At 58.6% G+C, this 16,011-nt stretch carries 17 protein-coding genes; 7 read left to right on the forward strand and 10 right to left on the reverse strand.

Annotated elements, in window-relative coordinates:
* Window positions 1–373 precede the first annotated feature (373 nt).
* The 3 genes from QP990_RS11450 (at window position 374) to QP990_RS11460 (ending at window position 1,973) form a co-directional block, all read left to right on the forward strand.
* Entirely contained in the window at window positions 374–1,219 is an 846-nt protein-coding gene (locus tag QP990_RS11450) for a type IV toxin-antitoxin system AbiEi family antitoxin domain-containing protein (protein WP_259824392.1), read from the forward strand.
* A gap of 69 nt (window positions 1,220–1,288) precedes the next feature.
* The gene (locus QP990_RS11455) at window positions 1,289–1,498 is read left to right on the forward strand and encodes a helix-turn-helix transcriptional regulator (RefSeq protein WP_023021845.1); all 210 of its coding nucleotides are present in this window, start codon (window positions 1,289–1,291) and stop codon (window positions 1,496–1,498) included.
* Entirely contained in the window at window positions 1,491–1,973 is a 483-nt protein-coding gene (locus QP990_RS11460) for a hypothetical protein (RefSeq protein ID WP_023021846.1), read from the forward strand. Before QP990_RS11455 ends, QP990_RS11460 begins: the two co-directional genes overlap by 8 nt.
* A gap of 183 nt (window positions 1,974–2,156) precedes the next feature.
* Here QP990_RS11460 and QP990_RS11465 read toward each other — a convergent pair whose 3' ends face one another.
* Genes QP990_RS11465 through QP990_RS11495 form a run of 7 tightly spaced genes read right to left on the reverse strand, consistent with a single transcriptional unit; the run spans window position 2,157 to window position 7,919 of the window.
* Complete coding sequence (locus QP990_RS11465; RefSeq protein WP_005323549.1) at window positions 2,157–2,720, reverse strand: GtrA family protein; 564 nt, start codon at window positions 2,718–2,720, stop codon at window positions 2,157–2,159.
* Window positions 2,721–2,750: 30 nt separating this feature from the next.
* Complete coding sequence (locus QP990_RS11470; RefSeq protein ID WP_284799327.1) at window positions 2,751–3,590, reverse strand: pseudouridine synthase; 840 nt, start codon at window positions 3,588–3,590, stop codon at window positions 2,751–2,753.
* Complete coding sequence (gene dapC, locus QP990_RS11475) at window positions 3,583–4,671, reverse strand: succinyldiaminopimelate transaminase (protein WP_284799328.1); 1,089 nt, start codon at window positions 4,669–4,671, stop codon at window positions 3,583–3,585. Before dapC ends, QP990_RS11470 begins: the two co-directional genes overlap by 8 nt.
* Window positions 4,672–4,674: 3 nt before the next feature.
* Entirely contained in the window at window positions 4,675–4,998 is a 324-nt protein-coding gene (fdxA, locus tag QP990_RS11480) for a ferredoxin (protein ID WP_005323553.1), read from the reverse strand.
* A gap of 53 nt (window positions 4,999–5,051) precedes the next feature.
* Window positions 5,052–5,429: a hypothetical protein gene (locus tag QP990_RS11485; protein ID WP_049361462.1), complete on the reverse strand. Its 378-nt coding sequence runs from the start codon at window positions 5,427–5,429 to the stop codon at window positions 5,052–5,054.
* The gene (locus tag QP990_RS11490) at window positions 5,429–6,298 is read right to left on the reverse strand and encodes a PIG-L family deacetylase (protein WP_284799329.1); all 870 of its coding nucleotides are present in this window, start codon (window positions 6,296–6,298) and stop codon (window positions 5,429–5,431) included. The genes QP990_RS11485 and QP990_RS11490 overlap by 1 nt, the downstream gene beginning before the upstream one ends.
* On the reverse strand, window positions 6,288–7,919 hold the full coding sequence (locus tag QP990_RS11495) for an ABC transporter family substrate-binding protein (RefSeq protein ID WP_349839608.1): 1,632 nt from the start codon (window positions 7,917–7,919) through the stop codon (window positions 6,288–6,290). Before QP990_RS11495 ends, QP990_RS11490 begins: the two co-directional genes overlap by 11 nt.
* 89 nt (window positions 7,920–8,008) lie before the next feature.
* On the opposite strand from QP990_RS11495, the gene QP990_RS11500 reads away from it, so the two are divergent.
* Window positions 8,009–8,686: a GPP34 family phosphoprotein gene (locus tag QP990_RS11500; protein WP_086588096.1), complete on the forward strand. Its 678-nt coding sequence runs from the start codon at window positions 8,009–8,011 to the stop codon at window positions 8,684–8,686.
* A gap of 11 nt (window positions 8,687–8,697) precedes the next feature.
* Here the strand turns inward: QP990_RS11500 and typA are convergent, their stop codons facing one another.
* Window positions 8,698–10,608 (reverse strand): translational GTPase TypA, encoded by a 1,911-nt coding sequence (gene typA / locus QP990_RS11505; RefSeq protein WP_284799334.1) that lies wholly within the window; start codon window positions 10,606–10,608, stop codon window positions 8,698–8,700.
* Between the two features lie 227 nt (window positions 10,609–10,835).
* Here typA and QP990_RS11510 point away from each other — a divergent pair, with 227 nt between their 5' ends.
* From QP990_RS11510 to QP990_RS11520, 3 genes are read left to right on the forward strand one after another with little or no spacing between them, the layout of a single operon-like run.
* The gene (locus QP990_RS11510; protein WP_284799336.1) at window positions 10,836–11,612 is read left to right on the forward strand and encodes a hypothetical protein; all 777 of its coding nucleotides are present in this window, start codon (window positions 10,836–10,838) and stop codon (window positions 11,610–11,612) included.
* Window positions 11,613–12,149 carry a DUF402 domain-containing protein gene (locus QP990_RS11515; RefSeq protein ID WP_284799337.1) on the forward strand — a complete coding sequence of 179 codons (537 nt, stop codon included), beginning with the start codon at window positions 11,613–11,615 and terminating at the stop codon, window positions 12,147–12,149.
* A 3-nt stretch (window positions 12,150–12,152) separates the two neighbouring features.
* Window positions 12,153–13,100 carry a DUF808 domain-containing protein gene (locus QP990_RS11520; protein ID WP_284799338.1) on the forward strand — a complete coding sequence of 316 codons (948 nt, stop codon included), beginning with the start codon at window positions 12,153–12,155 and terminating at the stop codon, window positions 13,098–13,100.
* Between the two features lie 24 nt (window positions 13,101–13,124).
* On the opposite strand, the gene zupT is transcribed toward QP990_RS11520, so the two are convergent.
* On the reverse strand, window positions 13,125–13,922 hold the full coding sequence (zupT, locus tag QP990_RS11525; RefSeq protein WP_239205358.1) for a zinc transporter ZupT: 798 nt from the start codon (window positions 13,920–13,922) through the stop codon (window positions 13,125–13,127).
* A 34-nt stretch (window positions 13,923–13,956) separates the two neighbouring features.
* Window positions 13,957–15,894, reverse strand: a complete 1,938-nt coding sequence (locus QP990_RS11530) for a BCCT family transporter (RefSeq protein ID WP_284799340.1) — start codon at window positions 15,892–15,894, stop codon at window positions 13,957–13,959.
* Between the last annotated feature and the right edge of the window lie 117 nt (window positions 15,895–16,011).

Genomic DNA, 16,011 nt, shown 5'->3' on the forward strand with positions numbered 1-16,011 from the left:
CTCCCCTCCCCGCTGTCCCTCCTCCCTCTGCCCTTCGCGCTCACCGGCGCGAGAATGGACGTCTCTTTTCGTCTCCCAGTGAGCGCGAGGGGGTGAGGTGCCCAACGCTCCGCCCGCCGCGCTCACGGGGAGCGAATGGGGACGTCGGAAAGCTCTGCCGGTGAGCGCAAAGGTCGTGGGCTTTCCACCGCTCCCCTCGCGCTCACCGTGAACACGGGTCGCTGCCAAAGGGCGGCTGCCGGTGAGCGCGTGGGGCGGTTATCCACAGCGTTCCAGGCCACGCGGCGGAAAATCGAGCCCCGTCCCTGAGTTATCCACAGGTTGCAGCGGGAAGCGTAGCCATCACGCACTGCGGCCGTTTACGTTTATTTCCATGGGGGAATGGACAACCGCGGAACTGCGTGAGCAGGGTTTAAGTAAAGAGGCGATTCGCCGCAAGGTGCGTGAGGGCAAGCTGTACCGCGTGCATCGGGGGATTTATACCGATTCGTGGACGCCCCTGGCGGTGGCGCGGACCTTGGCGCATGGGCTCAGCCGAATCCATTTCACCGGAAAGACTGCACAAGAGATTTATCTCGGCCGGCAGCTAACCTTTCCGTTGGAAGCAGAGGGACCTCGTACATTGAAGGGAAAATGCTTCCGAGTTTCGCACTCGCGTCTCCGGGCCACACACAAGGTCAACGGCCTACCGGTGGTGCAACCGCTATGGGCTGCACGCAGAATTTCGCGCGCATGTAGGCCTTTATTGGAAGACTACTACCAAGGAAAGCACGGCCCCAACCGCCTAGAAGAGGACCGTCGGCGAATGCGGCGCGTCCCGACGCCTCTTAAAGAGGCTATACGACACGCTGCTATAGGCGCGGATAGCTCACCGGAACGCACGCTAAGCAGGCAGCTGCGCGCAGAAGGTATCTTCCCCAAGCACAATGTTCTCATCGCCGGCTACCGCTTTGACCTGAAGATTGGCAAGCTGCTGGTGGAAGTTGACGGCTGGGAATACCACAAGCACAGTGTGGCCTTTCAAGCTGACCGTTCCAAACAAAACGCGGCTGTAGCCCATGGTTATACCGTTTTGCGTTTTACTGCCGACGACATCATCCACCACCTCAACCAGGCCGTTTTGCTCGTCAAGGCCACGTTGGAAGTGCTCAAAGGCGGTAGTCCGCAGCTCCCTACCTCAGCCACTGTGCCCTATTGGCAGTGGCACCTGTGCGTATAACCCTTGCCTTAGTGACAACTTTCCTTTACACTAGGTGATGCAAGAACGACACCCCGTAAAGGAGACCAGATGGCCGAGCACCCCAACATGGTCCGCAAATGGCGCCGCTGGCTCGAATTATCACAAGCTGAACTCGCCAGAAGAGTTGGCGTCTCCCGCCAAACCATCGCCAATATCGAACGCGGCAACTACTCGCCCTCCGTGCACCTCGCGCTGGATATTTGCCACGAACTAGGAAAAACCGTCGAAGAAATTTTTGGAGCTGAACAACATGATTAACGCCATCGCCAATTACTCCCTCAAGGAAATCGATCGCGCGACTCGCGATGAGTTCGAACGCGACACGCTTTATAAGGCCTGCGTAATCGGAATGACCCCAATCTCGTTCCTCGAACTCGTCGTCGCCGCAATTCTCGCCTGGGTCCTTCCTGGCCAAATGTCCATGCTGTGCTTCCTCGCGCTCGTGCCGTCCATCGTGGGCAACTTCATCGGTTCTGCTTGGATGCGCAAGCGCGTGGCCACCCCAATTGTTAGCCGCAATTGGACGGCTATCGCTGTCTACCTCATCCCTCTTATAGTCATGTTCGCCGGCATTGCCTTTAACGCCTACGCGCCTGCCGACGGCCACGACCCCGTCTCCTACCTCATCGGTACCGCAGTCGGCGCCATTGCCGTGCTCGCCCTCACCCCCTTCTTTCGTCGCCGCCAGCACCGTCGCGACCAAGCTCGCCTCGATGCCGAGTTAGAAGACTAGTTTCACTCCGGCACCTCACCCCGCCCTTCGCGCTCACCGCGGACGGCGGGTTTTCTTTGTTTTCGTTCCCCGTGAGCGCGGCGGGAGGTACTGTCTCCTTCGCGCTCACGGGGAGAAAGAAAAATCCCCGCCAACCTGCGCTGGTGAGCGCGGGGGCGGAGAGGAAGAAAATACGGGACCTAGCTAGGCCGGCTCGGTTTCCTCGACAAGTTGCGGCGTCTTCGGCTGCGAGCGGAAGGTCCACAGCTTGTTCAAGATAAAGTTAATCGGCATAGCGACAATGATAGAAATGGCCGATGCCCAGTACACCTTTGTACGCAAACCGGTCGAATCATCCAGAATGTCTGAGGGCAAATGCAGCGGCGAAGTCGGATTCATTAACAGTGTCGCCACAACTTGACTTACGATAAAAGCTCCAATTCCAGCGAGAAGGAATGGGAAGAAACCGCGCAGCCAAGACACCTTCGCCACCGATCGGAAAGTCCACATGCGATTCAGCTGGTAGTTCCAAGTGTTGGCGACCAAAAACGCAATGGTCAAAAACACATGGTACCAACGGATATGGAAAACAGAGCCGAAGAGATTGATGAAGGGATCATCCGCCTCGATGCCGCCAGACCACCAAGTAATCTTTCTGCACAAATAGACCACAAAGAGATTAACCGCGGTACCGGAGCCGCCAACAATGCCGAATTTGAGAAACTGCCCAAAATTGGACACAAAGCGCGCGACGCTGAGGTCTGCCATGGGCCGCCTTTCTAGCCAGTGATTTAATAACTACTCGATTGTAGTTCTTAAGTCCTGCGAACTGAAAAATTGACGCTCGGATTGTGATAGAGGATCTATAAAAGAGATAGCCTCATGGAGTAGGGCGAGCGGGGCGCGAAAATCATAGAGGTCGAGCTTGCGCGGGGCGGGGTACGTGTCGTCCCCGAGAAGCGGGTGCCCCAGATGATTAAGCAGCACGCGCAGTTGGTGGGTATGGCCGGTGCGCGGCCACATGGTCACCTCCCGGCCGGCGGCGCGCACATACGTAGAGGTGGGCGTGCCATCGGAAGCAACGAGCACCTGGCGCGAGCCGCGGGGCTTGTGCATGTGCAGGGTGATTTCCCGATCCACATAAAGCGGCCGCTTGACGACGCCCCGATACCTCTTCACCGCACTCCCCTTGCCAAAGATGCCCTGGTAAGCGGCGCGAGTGGCGGGATTGCGAGAGCAAAGCACAAGGCCGGCCGTCAGGCGGTCTAGGCGATGCAGCGGCACGATATCGTCGTCGCCAAAATCTACGCGCAGGCGGGTTTGCAGCGTTTCGCGTTGTAATCGGCCATTGGTGGTCGTGGGCAGAAAGTGCGGCTTATCGGCCACGATGAGGTCGCGGTCGGCGTAGATGACTGAGTAGTCGAAAGGAATGGGGCGCTCGGCAGGCACAGTGGGGTGATACCAGGCCGGCACGGGACGCGGCAGCTCGGCCCCAGCCGGCAGCAAAGCCCCAGGTGGATAGGGAGAATCGCCGGCGCGAGCGGCGAAGTACTCCCCTTTTTCGGGCACGTGGCCGCGCAGGACCGTCTTGCGCGGGGATATGCCCTCGCGTGCGGGAGGCCTGCCGGAATTAGGCACCGGCGAGGCGGTCTACTGCAACATCGATGCGCTCATCGGTGCCGTTGAGACCAATGCGCACGTGCTTCTCGCCTGCTGGGCCATAGAAGTCACCAGGGGCGGCGAGGATACCTCGCTCGGCAAGCCAGTCGATGGTCTCGCGGCAATTCTCGCCGCGGGTGGCCCAGAGGTACATGCCGGCATCGGAGTGGTCGATGGTAAAGCCGGCGTCGACAAGCGCGTGCATGAGCACCGCGCGACGGGAGGCGTAGCGGTTGCGCTGAAGCGTCTCGGTGTCGTCGTCGTTAAGCGCGGCGACCATGGCGGCCTGAATGGGCCCTGGAACGATGAGGCCGGCGTGCTTGCGCAGCAGTAGCAGCTCGTCGATGAGGTCGTTATCGCCAGCGAAGAAGCCGGCGCGGTAGGAAGCCATATTCGCGGTCTTGGATAGCGAATGCATGGCAATGAGCCCGGTATTATCGCCATCGGTCACGCGCGGATCGAGGATGGACACCGGCGGATTATCGTCATTCCACCCCAAACTCATATAGCACTCATCGGAGGCGATGATGGCGCCGGACTCGCGCGCCCACGCTACGATGCGACGCAGCTCCTCCACCCCGAGCACACGGCCCGTGGGATTGGATGGCGAGTTCAAAAAGACCAAAGAGGCGTCTTGGAAATCGGAATCCGCACGCAGCGGAGTGGCTCCGGCAAGCAGCGCGCCCACCTCATAGGTGGGATAAGCCACCGAGGGGAAGGCAACGGTCTCGCCGCGCATGCCCAAAAGCGTGGGCAGCCAGGCGATGGCCTCCTTGGTACCAACCACCGGCAGTACGCGATCGACCTGCATATTGTAGCGGCGGGTCAGCGCGGCGGCGATGGCCTCGCGCAGCTCCGGGGTGCCGGCGGTCTGCGGGTAGCCGGGGGCCTGCGCGGCTGCGGTCAACGCAAGCTGCACGCCTGGGGCTACTGGGTCAACGGGGTTGCCCACCGAGAGGTCAACGATTCCACCCGGGTGGGCCTGGGCCTTCTTCTTGGCGCCGGCCAGTGAATCCCAGGGGAAGTCTGGAAGCGTCTTTCCTAGCGGTGTGCGAGCCATGTCTTACTCCTGATTCTGTGGCGGAAGCGCAGCAATCATCGGGACGTCAAAATCCTGTGGTCCAAGGGCCGCCGCGCCGCCTGGGGAGCCCAGGTCATCGAAGAAAGCGGCGTTGGCGTCGTTGTAGTCCAGCCACTCATCGGGAACGTCATCTTCGTAGAAGATGGCCTCGACCGGGCAAGCCGGCTCGCAGGCGCCGCAGTCCACGCACTCATCCGGGTGGATGTAGAGCATGCGCTTGCCCTCGTAGATGCAGTCAACAGGGCATTCCTCAACGCAGCTGCGGTCCATTATGTCAACGCAAGGCTGTGCGATCGTATAAGTCATGGAGATTCCTTGAAACTTCCTGATGTCACGGATTTGGGATGTTTAACAGTATGTCACTTCTGCTTGAAAAATGGCCAAACGCCCCCGCCTATCCCGGCCAAAAGCAGGAGCAGGCTGAGAATATTATTGGCCAAGAGCATGTCTCCAGTCATTGGCACCATCAGCATGAAGGCGAAAAAGCCCAAGCACCATACGATGAGCGGGATGGCGCTGACTACCGGCGTGCGGCTCCACAAGCGGGCGGTGCGGGTGAGCACGGAGTTGAACCACCACGCAATCACAATGGTAATGGGAAAGGCTACGCTCGCCCCATTGGATAGCGGGATGCGGGCGGTGAGGTAAATGACCTCGAGAAATACCGAAAGCAGCGCGCCGATAGCCAACCAAACTAGGCCCGTTACCTGCTCGCCGCGGCTAAAATCCGTGCGCATCACAGGCCACCGAGCAAATCATCGGCCGGCTCGCCTTGGCCCAGTTGGAAGTATTCGGCAGGCAGCAGCGGCATAACTAGCAGATTGGACAGGCCAAAGGCGCCGGGTACGCGCTGAGGTTCATGGATCGCGGCCACAGCGGACGCGGGATTGGTGCGGGTGGTGGAGCCATCGGCCAACCAAATTTGGGAGGCGTGGGCGCGCATGGCACGGCGCTTGGCGTCCAGGGCGGCGTCAGAGAGAGCGACAGTGACATCAGCCCCCTCGTTGGTGAAGTTGTCCAAGTACTCCTGGCTAGGCGTGGTCCATCCAGCTGGGGCATCGAGGGTTTCCAGGCCGGCGTAGTTAGCGGCGCGGTCAAAAATGCCGTACCAAATGCGCACGCTTGGCGACGCCGCCTTCATCACCACCTTATGTACCGCAATGTGATCCGGGTGGCCATATCCGCCATCGGGCCCGTAGGTCAAAATGGCGTGGGGGTCAATTGCTTCGAGCTCGTCACCGAGGTAATCGGCAGCCTCATCGATACGATTGACCAGCGCGCGCGAATTTTCGTGCGAGGGTGAGCCCGCCATGCCGGAGTCACGGAAGTGACCGAAACCGCCCAACTGGATTCCCTTTACTCCAAGAGCCTCCAGTGCGTTAGTCAATTCGCGAGCGCGAAAGCCGCCGAGCTGATCATGATCGGCCAGGCCCTGGTAGGGCTCACCAATAACCTCGCCGTCCTCGCCCAAGGTGAGCGTAATAACGGTGACCTCGGCACCGCGTGCGGCTAAGGTCGCAAGGGTACCGCCCATGAAAAGGGTTTCATCATCCGGGTGGGCGTGGACTGCCACAACGCAGTAGCCGGTTAAATCCTTAGTCTTCATCTATCCTCCAGCGGGGCGCGGTGATAAGACCCCCGTCCCAGTCATCAATGCTTTGGCCGGGGCCTACAATACCCTTCCCGAGCGCGTGGATACGCGTCTCATCCATCAGCGGCACGTAGAGCGCTTCCTTAGAGTTCACTTCTCGAATGCGGCGAAGGGCTTCCTTTGGACTGAGGTCGCCGGACAAGATTTCCGTGCGAATCTCCTCCGCATTCTCCGGACAGATTCCGGACAAATCGCCTGCCAGTGGTTGTTTATTATCGCAGCTAAAGATATTTGCCGCGGCCAACGAGTTCAAGGAGATATCTTCCCAAGTAACCACGGCATCCACATCGCCTTCTGGCAAAAGCTTGGAGGTTATTGTGGTCAGGCGCTCGGAAACCACCTCGGCATCTATCCCGTGGGCTTCCAGAACATCGTAGAGGGTATTTGCCGCGGCCAAGGCAGTGGGGCTAGTAGGATCTACCGCAAAGCGAATCGGTTTCTTGCTGGCGCGTGCGCGCAACGCAGTAAGATCCGTGTCTTTACTTATGGGGTTATTTCCGGGCTCCAGATTGGAAGCACGGCCTGTGGCCAAGCGGGCGACCTGATCCGTATCAATCAGTGAGGCTAATCCGCGGCGCTCAGCCCTTTCTTCCAATGCGCCTTCCGCAGTAGACATGTGCAGGCGCAGTTGGCGTGGGCGAGTAAGTGCTTTTTCAGAGACATGCCCTAAAAGACCCAACGCCTCCTCTGAGGTTTGGTCCGGTGTAAAATCCGCGAATCCAATCTGTCCGGAGCGCAGCATATTCAGCGCCTGGGTGCTATCGCGCACCTCACTTAGCTGGATGACATCCACTTGGGCCGGGTTAGCGCCCCAGAACCGATCATTTCGGTTCAAGGTAATGACTCCGCGGCCGCGGTCCACGCTATCGACAAGGAAGCGCCCGGCCGAGGCTGGAATCTTATCCGCTAAAGCAGAGCCGAAATTATCATCTTGCAATAAGTGCGAAGGCAGTAGGTTATGGAAGAGCAGGTGCCAGTCCTTCACCTTCTGGGAAAAATCCACCGTGACTACGCGGCCACCATCGGAGGTATTCACGGCCGAGATGGCGTGGTAGCCAGCGGGATCTCGTACACCGGCGGTCGTGGTCATCTGCTTCCACAAGTAGCTAAAGTCCGCGCCAGAGATGGGCGTACCATCTGACCACTGCGCAGGTGAAGCAATAACATAGCGCACCCGCTGCGCCACCCCCTTGGGGGCATTTACCTCGGCGGCGGATTCCAGGATATCGGCGTCCCTCTGACCGCCGTGGAAGGTTGAGGGCAGCACCAGTTCCGCAATCTGGTCCACCAGCTCGGAGTTATTGGCCACCAGGTGAGGGTTTAAGCCCGCGCGCAAGGGATCTACGCCCACTGAGATAGTAGGACGCTTAGCGGAATCGGCGTCTTGGGGTAGCTCTTCTTGCTGTTTTGCAGTGGTGGTGGCCTGGTCCTCTTGCAGCGCGGAGGCATTATTCTCCACCACCGGTGGAGGACCAGGGTTAGCCGCGCAAGCGCTTAAGAAAGCAAGGCTAGCGGCGCTCAGCACCGCCGCCATTGCCGACGCCGCGCGCCTTGTTGAAGCCGGATTCTTTTTCATCGCGGACTACTTTAGTCCCTCTACCCCGCCGAAACGAAGATATTCGGCGCTAGACTCAGGCTCAGACCGCAACTTTGAGGGAGGCACCAATGCTGATTTGCCAAGAAATGTTCCTGCTATTAACCAAAGACAATGGCAAGAAAGAAGACTGGGTGTCCAATAATGAGGCCGCCCTACGCGCTACCGTCCTCGCGGACCTACTGCTGGGCGGGCATGTAGAGCTCGGTGAGAAGAAAAGGGTGGAGACTACTCCACAGCGCCCGGAGCACCCCGTGTTGGCTTGGGCTTGGGAGGAGCTGCAGCAGCACAAGGCCACCAGCATGCAGAGCCTCTTGGAGGCTTCGTGGTTTACCCCGCGGGAAATCATCGCTTTGGATTTCCACGCGAATGGACAGCTCGATGTGGAAAAGGCCAAGTGGTGGCAGATAAGCGGCGACCGCTACATCATGACGGACTTGGAGCTAGAAAACGAACTGCGCGAGCGGCTGGTTGCAGTATTGAAAGCGCAGCGTCCGGCCGCGATCAATGACGTCATCATCCTAGATATTCTCCGCGAGGTCAGCGGGGCTTATACCCTGCTGAAAAACGATGCGGAGGGAATGAAGCGCCGGGAGATGCGGGCACGCATTCAGGAAATCAAAAAGGAGGTCGAGTATGACAAAACCGCCTCCTCTGCGGTCAAGGCCGTAGTTGAGGAGGCGGCAGCGGTGGCGGCGATGGTTGCCACGTCAGCGGCAATCACCACAACCTCAATCACCACAACCTAGAGTGATGCTGACTACTTATTCATCTGCTTCGCGCGAGCCGCAGCACGCTTGCGATCGGTAGCAGAAAGCTCAACCTTACGCACGCGGAGAACATTCGGGGCAACCTCGACACACTCGTCGTTGCCACAGAACTCCAGCGCCTCTTCCAGGGAGAGGGTGTGTGCCTTGGCAAGGGTGACCGTGGCATCCGCCGTGGCCGAGCGCATATTGGTCAGCTTCTTTTCCTTGGTGATGTTGATGTCAATATCCTCATCACGGTTATTGGCACCAACGACCATGCCCTCGTAGGCCTCAGCGCCTGGCTCGACAAAGAAGTTGCCGCGGTCAGCCAGCTGCATCAGCGCGTACTGGGTGATTTGACCGCTACGGTCAGCAACCAGGGAGCCGGTCGGGCGGGACTTAATCTCACCGGCCCATTCATCCAAGCCATCAGAGATGGAGTTAGCGATGCCGGCACCGCGGGTTTCGGTCATAAACTGGGTGCGGAAACCGATGAGACCACGGGCGGGAACGCGGAAGATCATGCGTACCCAGTCGCCCTCGCGGACATCCATAGCCTGCATCTGACCCTTGCGGGATGCTAGCAGCTGGGTGATAGCGCCCTGGTGCTCGGAGGGAGAGTCAATGGTGAGGATTTCGTACGGCTCGTAGGTCTTGCCGTCGATTTCCTTGGTCACAACCTGCGGCTTACCAATGGTCAGCTCGAAGCCTTCGCGGCGCATGGACTCAATAAGCACGGATAGCGCCATCTCGCCACGGCCCTGGACTTCCCAAGCGTCGGGGCGCTCGGTGGGCAGCACGCGCAGGGAAACGTTACCGATGAGCTCCTGCTCGAGACGAGCCTTGACCATGCGGGCGGTGAGCTTATCGCCGCCGCCCTGGCCTGCCATCGGGGAGGTATTGACACCAATGGTCATGGAGATAGCCGGCTCGTCCACAGTGATGCGCGGCAAAGCCTCTGGGTGCTCCGGATCGGCGATGGTGTCACCAATCATGACATCGGAGATGCCGGAAATAGCCACAATGTCACCGGCGATAGCCTCTTCGGCCGGCTGACGCTCGAAGCCTACGGTGCGCAGCAGCTCGGCTACCTTCACGGTCTTGGTGTGCTGGTTGCCGTCCTCGTCATAGTGGATCCAGGCCACCTGCTGGCCCTTCTTGATACGGCCGGCGTAGATGCGAAGCAAAGCAATACGGCCGAGGAAGTCGGAGGCGTCCAGGTTGGTAACGTGCGCCTGCAGCGGGGCATCAACGGTAGCGGAAGGCTCAGGCAAGACGTTATAGATGACGTCGAAAAGCGGCTGCAGGTCCTCGCCCTCAGGAACGTTGCCATCGCCCGGGTTCTCGGTGGCGGCAACGCCAGCACGGCCGGATGCGTAGAGAACCGGCAGGTCCAGCAGCTCCTCGGCGGCGGCTGCGGCTTCTTCATCTTCCAGGCCGGCGGCGATTTCCAGCAGCAGGTCCTGGGACTCGGAGACAACCTCGTCAATGCGGGCATCCGGGCGGTCAGTCTTGTTCACGCAGATAATAACCGGCAGCTTAGCTTCCAGTGCCTTAGTGAGCACGAAGCGCGTCTGTGGCAGCGGACCCTCGGAGGCATCGACCAGCAAAACTACGCCGTCAACCATGGAAATACCGCGCTCAACCTCGCCACCGAAGTCGGCGTGGCCAGGGGTGTCAATAACGTTGATGATAAGGTCCTGGCCGTCCTTGCCCAGGCCCTTGCGGTGAATAGCCGTGTTCTTGGCCAAAATGGTAATGCCGCGCTCACGCTCCTGATCGTTGGAGTCCATGACGCGGTCCGTGTGTTCACCGTGGTCACCAAAGGCGCCGGACTGCTCCAGCATGCCGTTGACCAGGGTGGTCTTGCCATGGTCAACGTGCGCGACAATGGCAACATTACGGAACTCGGTATTACTCACTAGTGGGTTACTCCTTCGGAGGATCTACAGCGCTTGCGCGCGCGAAATTGATCTTGAACGACCTCCCACGATACCCCCTTAAAGGGCCAAGTGCAGCATTGGGGTTGGCTTTACCCGGTAACGCACCGTATAGGGCGAGCGAAGATTCTTATAGATCGCAAACACACTTGACACCTCCCTAGCTATCACTATCGTTACTTTAGGTACTATTGTTACGACTGTGACTAATGGGGTTTGAATGCCCTGACCGAGACCGCACCCAAGGAATTGATAACGTGAGCAACGCCCGCACCACCTGGCGCCTATCCGGCCGCATCGGTTATATTTCCGCCGCAACGGCCGCGCTCATCGGCCTCGCCTCCCCACTCGTCGCCCCAGCGCAAGCATCTGCACCAGATCTTTCTTCCCTGGTGCAGCAGGCTTCTTCCCATAGCCCCCTCGACGAGCTAGGCCGCCCCAATCAGGAAACCCAAGATCGCATCCGCGCCTTCGCGGCCCAACCTTGGATTCCAGAAGATGCCCGCAACGCCATCCTATCCGGCCTCGCATTCTTCGCCGGCGGCGGCGATGGCAAGGGCGGCGTGGCTATGCCGGAGGGCAATAACCCGAATTTCCGCCAGTTTTATTGGCCCACCGTCTCCGCACATTGCATCGGCGGCACCAGCGATGCCATGGGCTCGGCCATTGCCGTACCTGGCCCCACCGAAATGCCGGCACCGGGCGCAAAACCGGGCGAAACCGTCTTCCTCTTTACTGCTCTTGGTACCCCTCCGGCCGCGCGCGAGCAGGGCGGAATGAATGTGCAGTGGTTCAACCTAGATACCCTGCGCAGCGGCATCACCCCGCTGAATAACAATGGCATCAACCAGGATGGCCCCACTACCTTGTCCGGCACCGCCCAGACCGGCAAGGGTACCGTCATCGCGCTGCTATCCGGCGGCGTTAATACCCAAGAGTCCCACTGCAAATTCGCTCCCACTGCCGCTTTCCTTGAGGTGAAGTAGATGGCGGTGGACCTCCATCCGGTCAAGCGCGAGACCTTTAATACCACCGATTACACCAATACCGACCCCAAAGGTTTCCTGCGCGAGGTCGATACCTACACCGAAACCGAGTTTGGTCTGTACATGGCCCGCGGCGCCGATCACCCACACTTTGGTTACCTAGAATCATGGTTGCTACCCGGCCTTAACCTGCGTGCCAATATCTTTCACTTCCGCCCGGGAGTAGACGTCCACCAGGATTTTTATATCGACGTTGCCGAAATTCAGCGCGAGGGTGCGGTATGGACCACCCGCGATCTTTATGTGGACCTTGTCGCAACGCGCGGCGAGCCCATTTCCGTGCTCGATATTGATGAGCTCTCTGCCGCCACCTCCGCTGGTTTGATTACTGCCGAGGAGGCAGAAAAAGCGATCGACACCACACTGGCCGCGGTGGAGGGCATTACTCGCAGCGGCGACGATGCGATGGCTTGGTTGGCACATCAAGGGATAAACTTGACGTGGTCCAATGACATTACCCTAGCCCCAGAAGGATAATTTATGGCCGGTGGCCTATTTGCGCTGCTTGACGACGTCGCTTTGATCGCCCGCTCCGCAGCTTCCAGCGTTGACGATGTGGCCGCACTCGCGGGCAAGACCTCGGTGAAGGCCGCTGGTGTCGTAGTCGATGATGCCGCGGTAACCCCGCAATACGTCGAAGGTATTAAGCCGCAGCGCGAGCTGCCGATGATTTGGCGCATCACCAAGGGCTCGCTTATCAATAAGCTCGTTATCATCTTGCCAATCGCGATGATCCTCTCCTGGATCGCCCCTTGGGCACTCACGCCTATCTTGATGTGCGGCGGTACCTACCTTTGCTTCGAGGGTGCCGAGAAAATCTTGCACCACCTTCTTCCCCACCGAGAGAAAGAAACCGAGTCGGTGCAAGAAAAGGGTGCCGACGCCGAAGACAGCTTGGTCAAGTCCGCGATTACCACTGACCTCATCTTGTCATCTGAAATCATGGTCATTTCCTTGAACGAGGTCATCGACCAGCCGTTCTGGATGCGACTCGGGGCCCTCATTTTCGTCGGCATCTTATTGACCTTGGGTGTCTACGGCGCCGTGGGCCTATTGGTCAAGATGGATGATATTGGCATGGCTTTAAATGAGCGCCACAACGGCAAGTCCACGGTAGGCAACGCGCTTGTCAAGGGCATGCCCATTGTGCTCGATATTATCGGCGTCATCGGTACCGCCGCGATGCTATGGGTCGGCGGCCATATCGTAGTCAAGGGCTTGCACGAATTCGGCATGAACCAGCCGCACGAATTCATCGCTTCCGTGACCGAAAAGATTTCTAATGGCGCCCTGGCTTGGCTGGCAGAGACCGGCATGTCCATGGTTTGCGGCCTGATTCTCGGCACGGTCATCGCTACCATCGTCATGGCGGTCAAGGCCTCCTTTGGCAAGTCCTCGGCCTCCTCTGCCAAGCAGGCGGAGGCTTAGGCTTAAATCACCGCAGCCCGGCACCTACATAAATAGCATCAGCGATACCGCCATTACGGCCATGCCGGCGATCAGGCCATAAATGGCATGGTGATGCTCACCGGTTTCTTCCGCGGTGGGCAAAAGCTCATCCAAGGAAATGAAGACCATGATGCCCGCAATGGCAGCGAAGCTGATACCCATCGTGGCCGGCCCAATAACCGGCATGAGAATGCCGAAACCAATGAGTGCGCCAATCGGCTCCGCCAGCCCAGACAAGGTGGCCCACCAAAAGGCCTTCGTGCGTGATCCGGTTGCCTCCCGCAGCGGGACGGCCACCGCGATGCCTTCCGGGATATTGTGAATGGCGATTGCCACCGCCACCGGCACCGCGATTTCCTTAGACTCTAGGCCGGATAAGAAGGTGGCGAATCCTTCCGGAAAATTGTGCAGCCCCAGCGCGCAGGCGGTAAATACGCCAGTTTTCATCAGCTTTTTGCGGCGGGCCTCTTCGGCCGTTGTAGCCGGCTCATGGGGATTGATCTCTTCCGGCACGAGCCGGTCAATGATGGCGATAACGGCAATGCCAGCAAAGAAGGCACCGACGGCGGCCCAGGTGCCAGCGGTTTCTCCCCCGAGGGCGTCGGAAAGCTGGGACATGCCTTCGGGGAGAATCTCCATGAAGGAGACGTAGAGCATCACACCGGCCGAAAGACCTAGAGCTGCAGCCATGAAAGCCGAGCCCGGCTGGCGCTTTCCCACCGCCAAGGCTCCGCCAATCGAGGTCGATAGCCCCGAAAGCAGCACCAAGGCGAAGGCGAAAACAAAGGTACTAAGAGTCATAGCTAGCACCCTACCTGATAATAATTATCAGGTATTAACCCTCATCTTTGTCCTCAGGCACAGGAGAGATAAATTCGCCATTCTTGATAGAAGGATCATTATCCACGTACTCGCCTGTCTCGTAGTCATAGCCCACAGCGTGGCCTTCCTCGTCCGTGCGCGCGTACCAATCGGTCACCTCTGCTGCAGTGGAGTTAAAGTGCGCGCCCGTTGCATAGTCCCCCTCCGTCGGTTCAATGGACAAGGCAAAATTATCGCCATAATCGCGCACGCCACGCACAATCGCATTAGAAACCGCCTCATCCTCGTAGAAGTGACGGATAGAGATTGGATCATGGCGCAGCTCGCGCACCAGCGCGATACACATAAGCACAATGATGACCGCAAATGGCAGAGAGGTAATCGTAATAAGATTCTGCAGGCCCTGCAGCGCATTGCGTCCGCCAGCGAGCAAAATGACCACGGCGATGCCGGCCATGCACACCACCCAAAAGACGGTAACAATAGGGTTTGGCTTGGGGTTACCCCGCTGCGTGAGCTGCGAGTTCACAATGGATGCGGAGTCCGCCGTGGTAATGAAGAAGACAACCAGCATGAGAATGACAATGGGTGCCATCCACTCTGCACCTGGGAAATGGTCCAGGACTTTAAAGAAGATTTCTTCTGCCGCCGGCATAGAGTCAATAGTGCCGTCCGGGGCGATATCGCCATCGCGGCGCTGCAGCCAAATGGTGGTGCCACCAAGAATGGTAAAGGCAGCAACAATGATGGCCGATGGAATAAGCAGCACGCCAAGCACGAACTGGCGGATGGTACGCCCGCGCGAAATCTTGGCTACGAAAACACCCACAAACGGTGACCACGATACCCACCAAGCCCAATAAAAGGTGGTCCATGAGGGGAGGAATGCCACCATATCTTCGCCTTCGCCCATATTGGCAGAGAGCATCTGCGGCATTTCATCGAGATACTCAATCACCACTGCCGGCAACATGTTGATCAAGAAAGCGGTGGGACCTACCACGAAGAAGAACAGCGCCAGCGCAAGCGCTAGCACCAGGTTGATATTTGAGAGCCAACGAATGCCCTTGGCCACGCCGGAGACGGCCGAAAAGATCGTGCCGATAGACAGCACCACGATAATGACCAGCGCCGCAGTATTGCCGGTGGTGGACCAGCCGCTAACCAATTCCACACCGCGGCCGATCTGCAGCGCACCAATGCCCAAGGTCGCGGCGGTACCAAAGAGCGTGGCAATAATGGCTAGTCCGTCGATGATGCGCGCCGGCAGGGAATCCGTAGAACGATTGCCAAAAAGCGGCATCAAAATGGAACTCATCAGGGGAACGCGGCCGCGGCGGAAAGACACATAGGCCACACACAAGCCCACGATGGCATAGATTGCCCAAGCATTAAAGCCCCAGTGCATGGCGGCCTGAGCCATTGCTCCCAGCACGGCTTCATCGCTAGCCGCCTCGTACGCGCCCGGGCGGGGCGAAAGGTAGTAGCTAAGAGGTTCGAAGGGTCCGAAGAAGATAATGCCGATACCAATGCCGGCACCAAAGAGCATCGCAGCCCAGCTCACCGTGGAAAACTCTGGCTTCTCCCCATCGAGCCCCAGTGGAATCTTGCCGTACTTGGAAAAGGCCAAGATGAGGAGCAAAAACATCAGGAACGTAGCCAAGGCAGTAAAGATCCAACCCAAGTTGCGCATTACCCAATCCAGCGCGGCTGAAGAGGCATCAAAGACTTGCTCGGGCGCAACCACACCCCAAATGACGAAGGCCATGACCAGGCCGCCGACCGCCACGAGGATCGGCTTATCCACTCCATATTTAACCTTCTGATCCTCAATGGAAACGCCCGGCACCAGCGCAGGGTGGATATTATGCGGGTACATAATGTCTTTGAGAATGCGCTTGGCGTTACGGGTGCGTTTTTTACTTTCCTCCGAGCTATTTACCCCGCGCACAGGGCGGGATGAAGAAGACGGTGAAGAAGAGATGGTTCTACCGTGCTGTCAAGGGGTGAATGCGCCACTTCGACCGGGAGGTAGTTGTGACGCGTTGGACTCCGAAGGATGTTAAGG

The organism is Corynebacterium sp. MSK071, assembly GCF_030232125.1.
In the GTDB taxonomy this organism is placed as follows: Bacteria; Actinomycetota; Actinomycetes; order Mycobacteriales; family Mycobacteriaceae; genus Corynebacterium; species Corynebacterium kefirresidentii.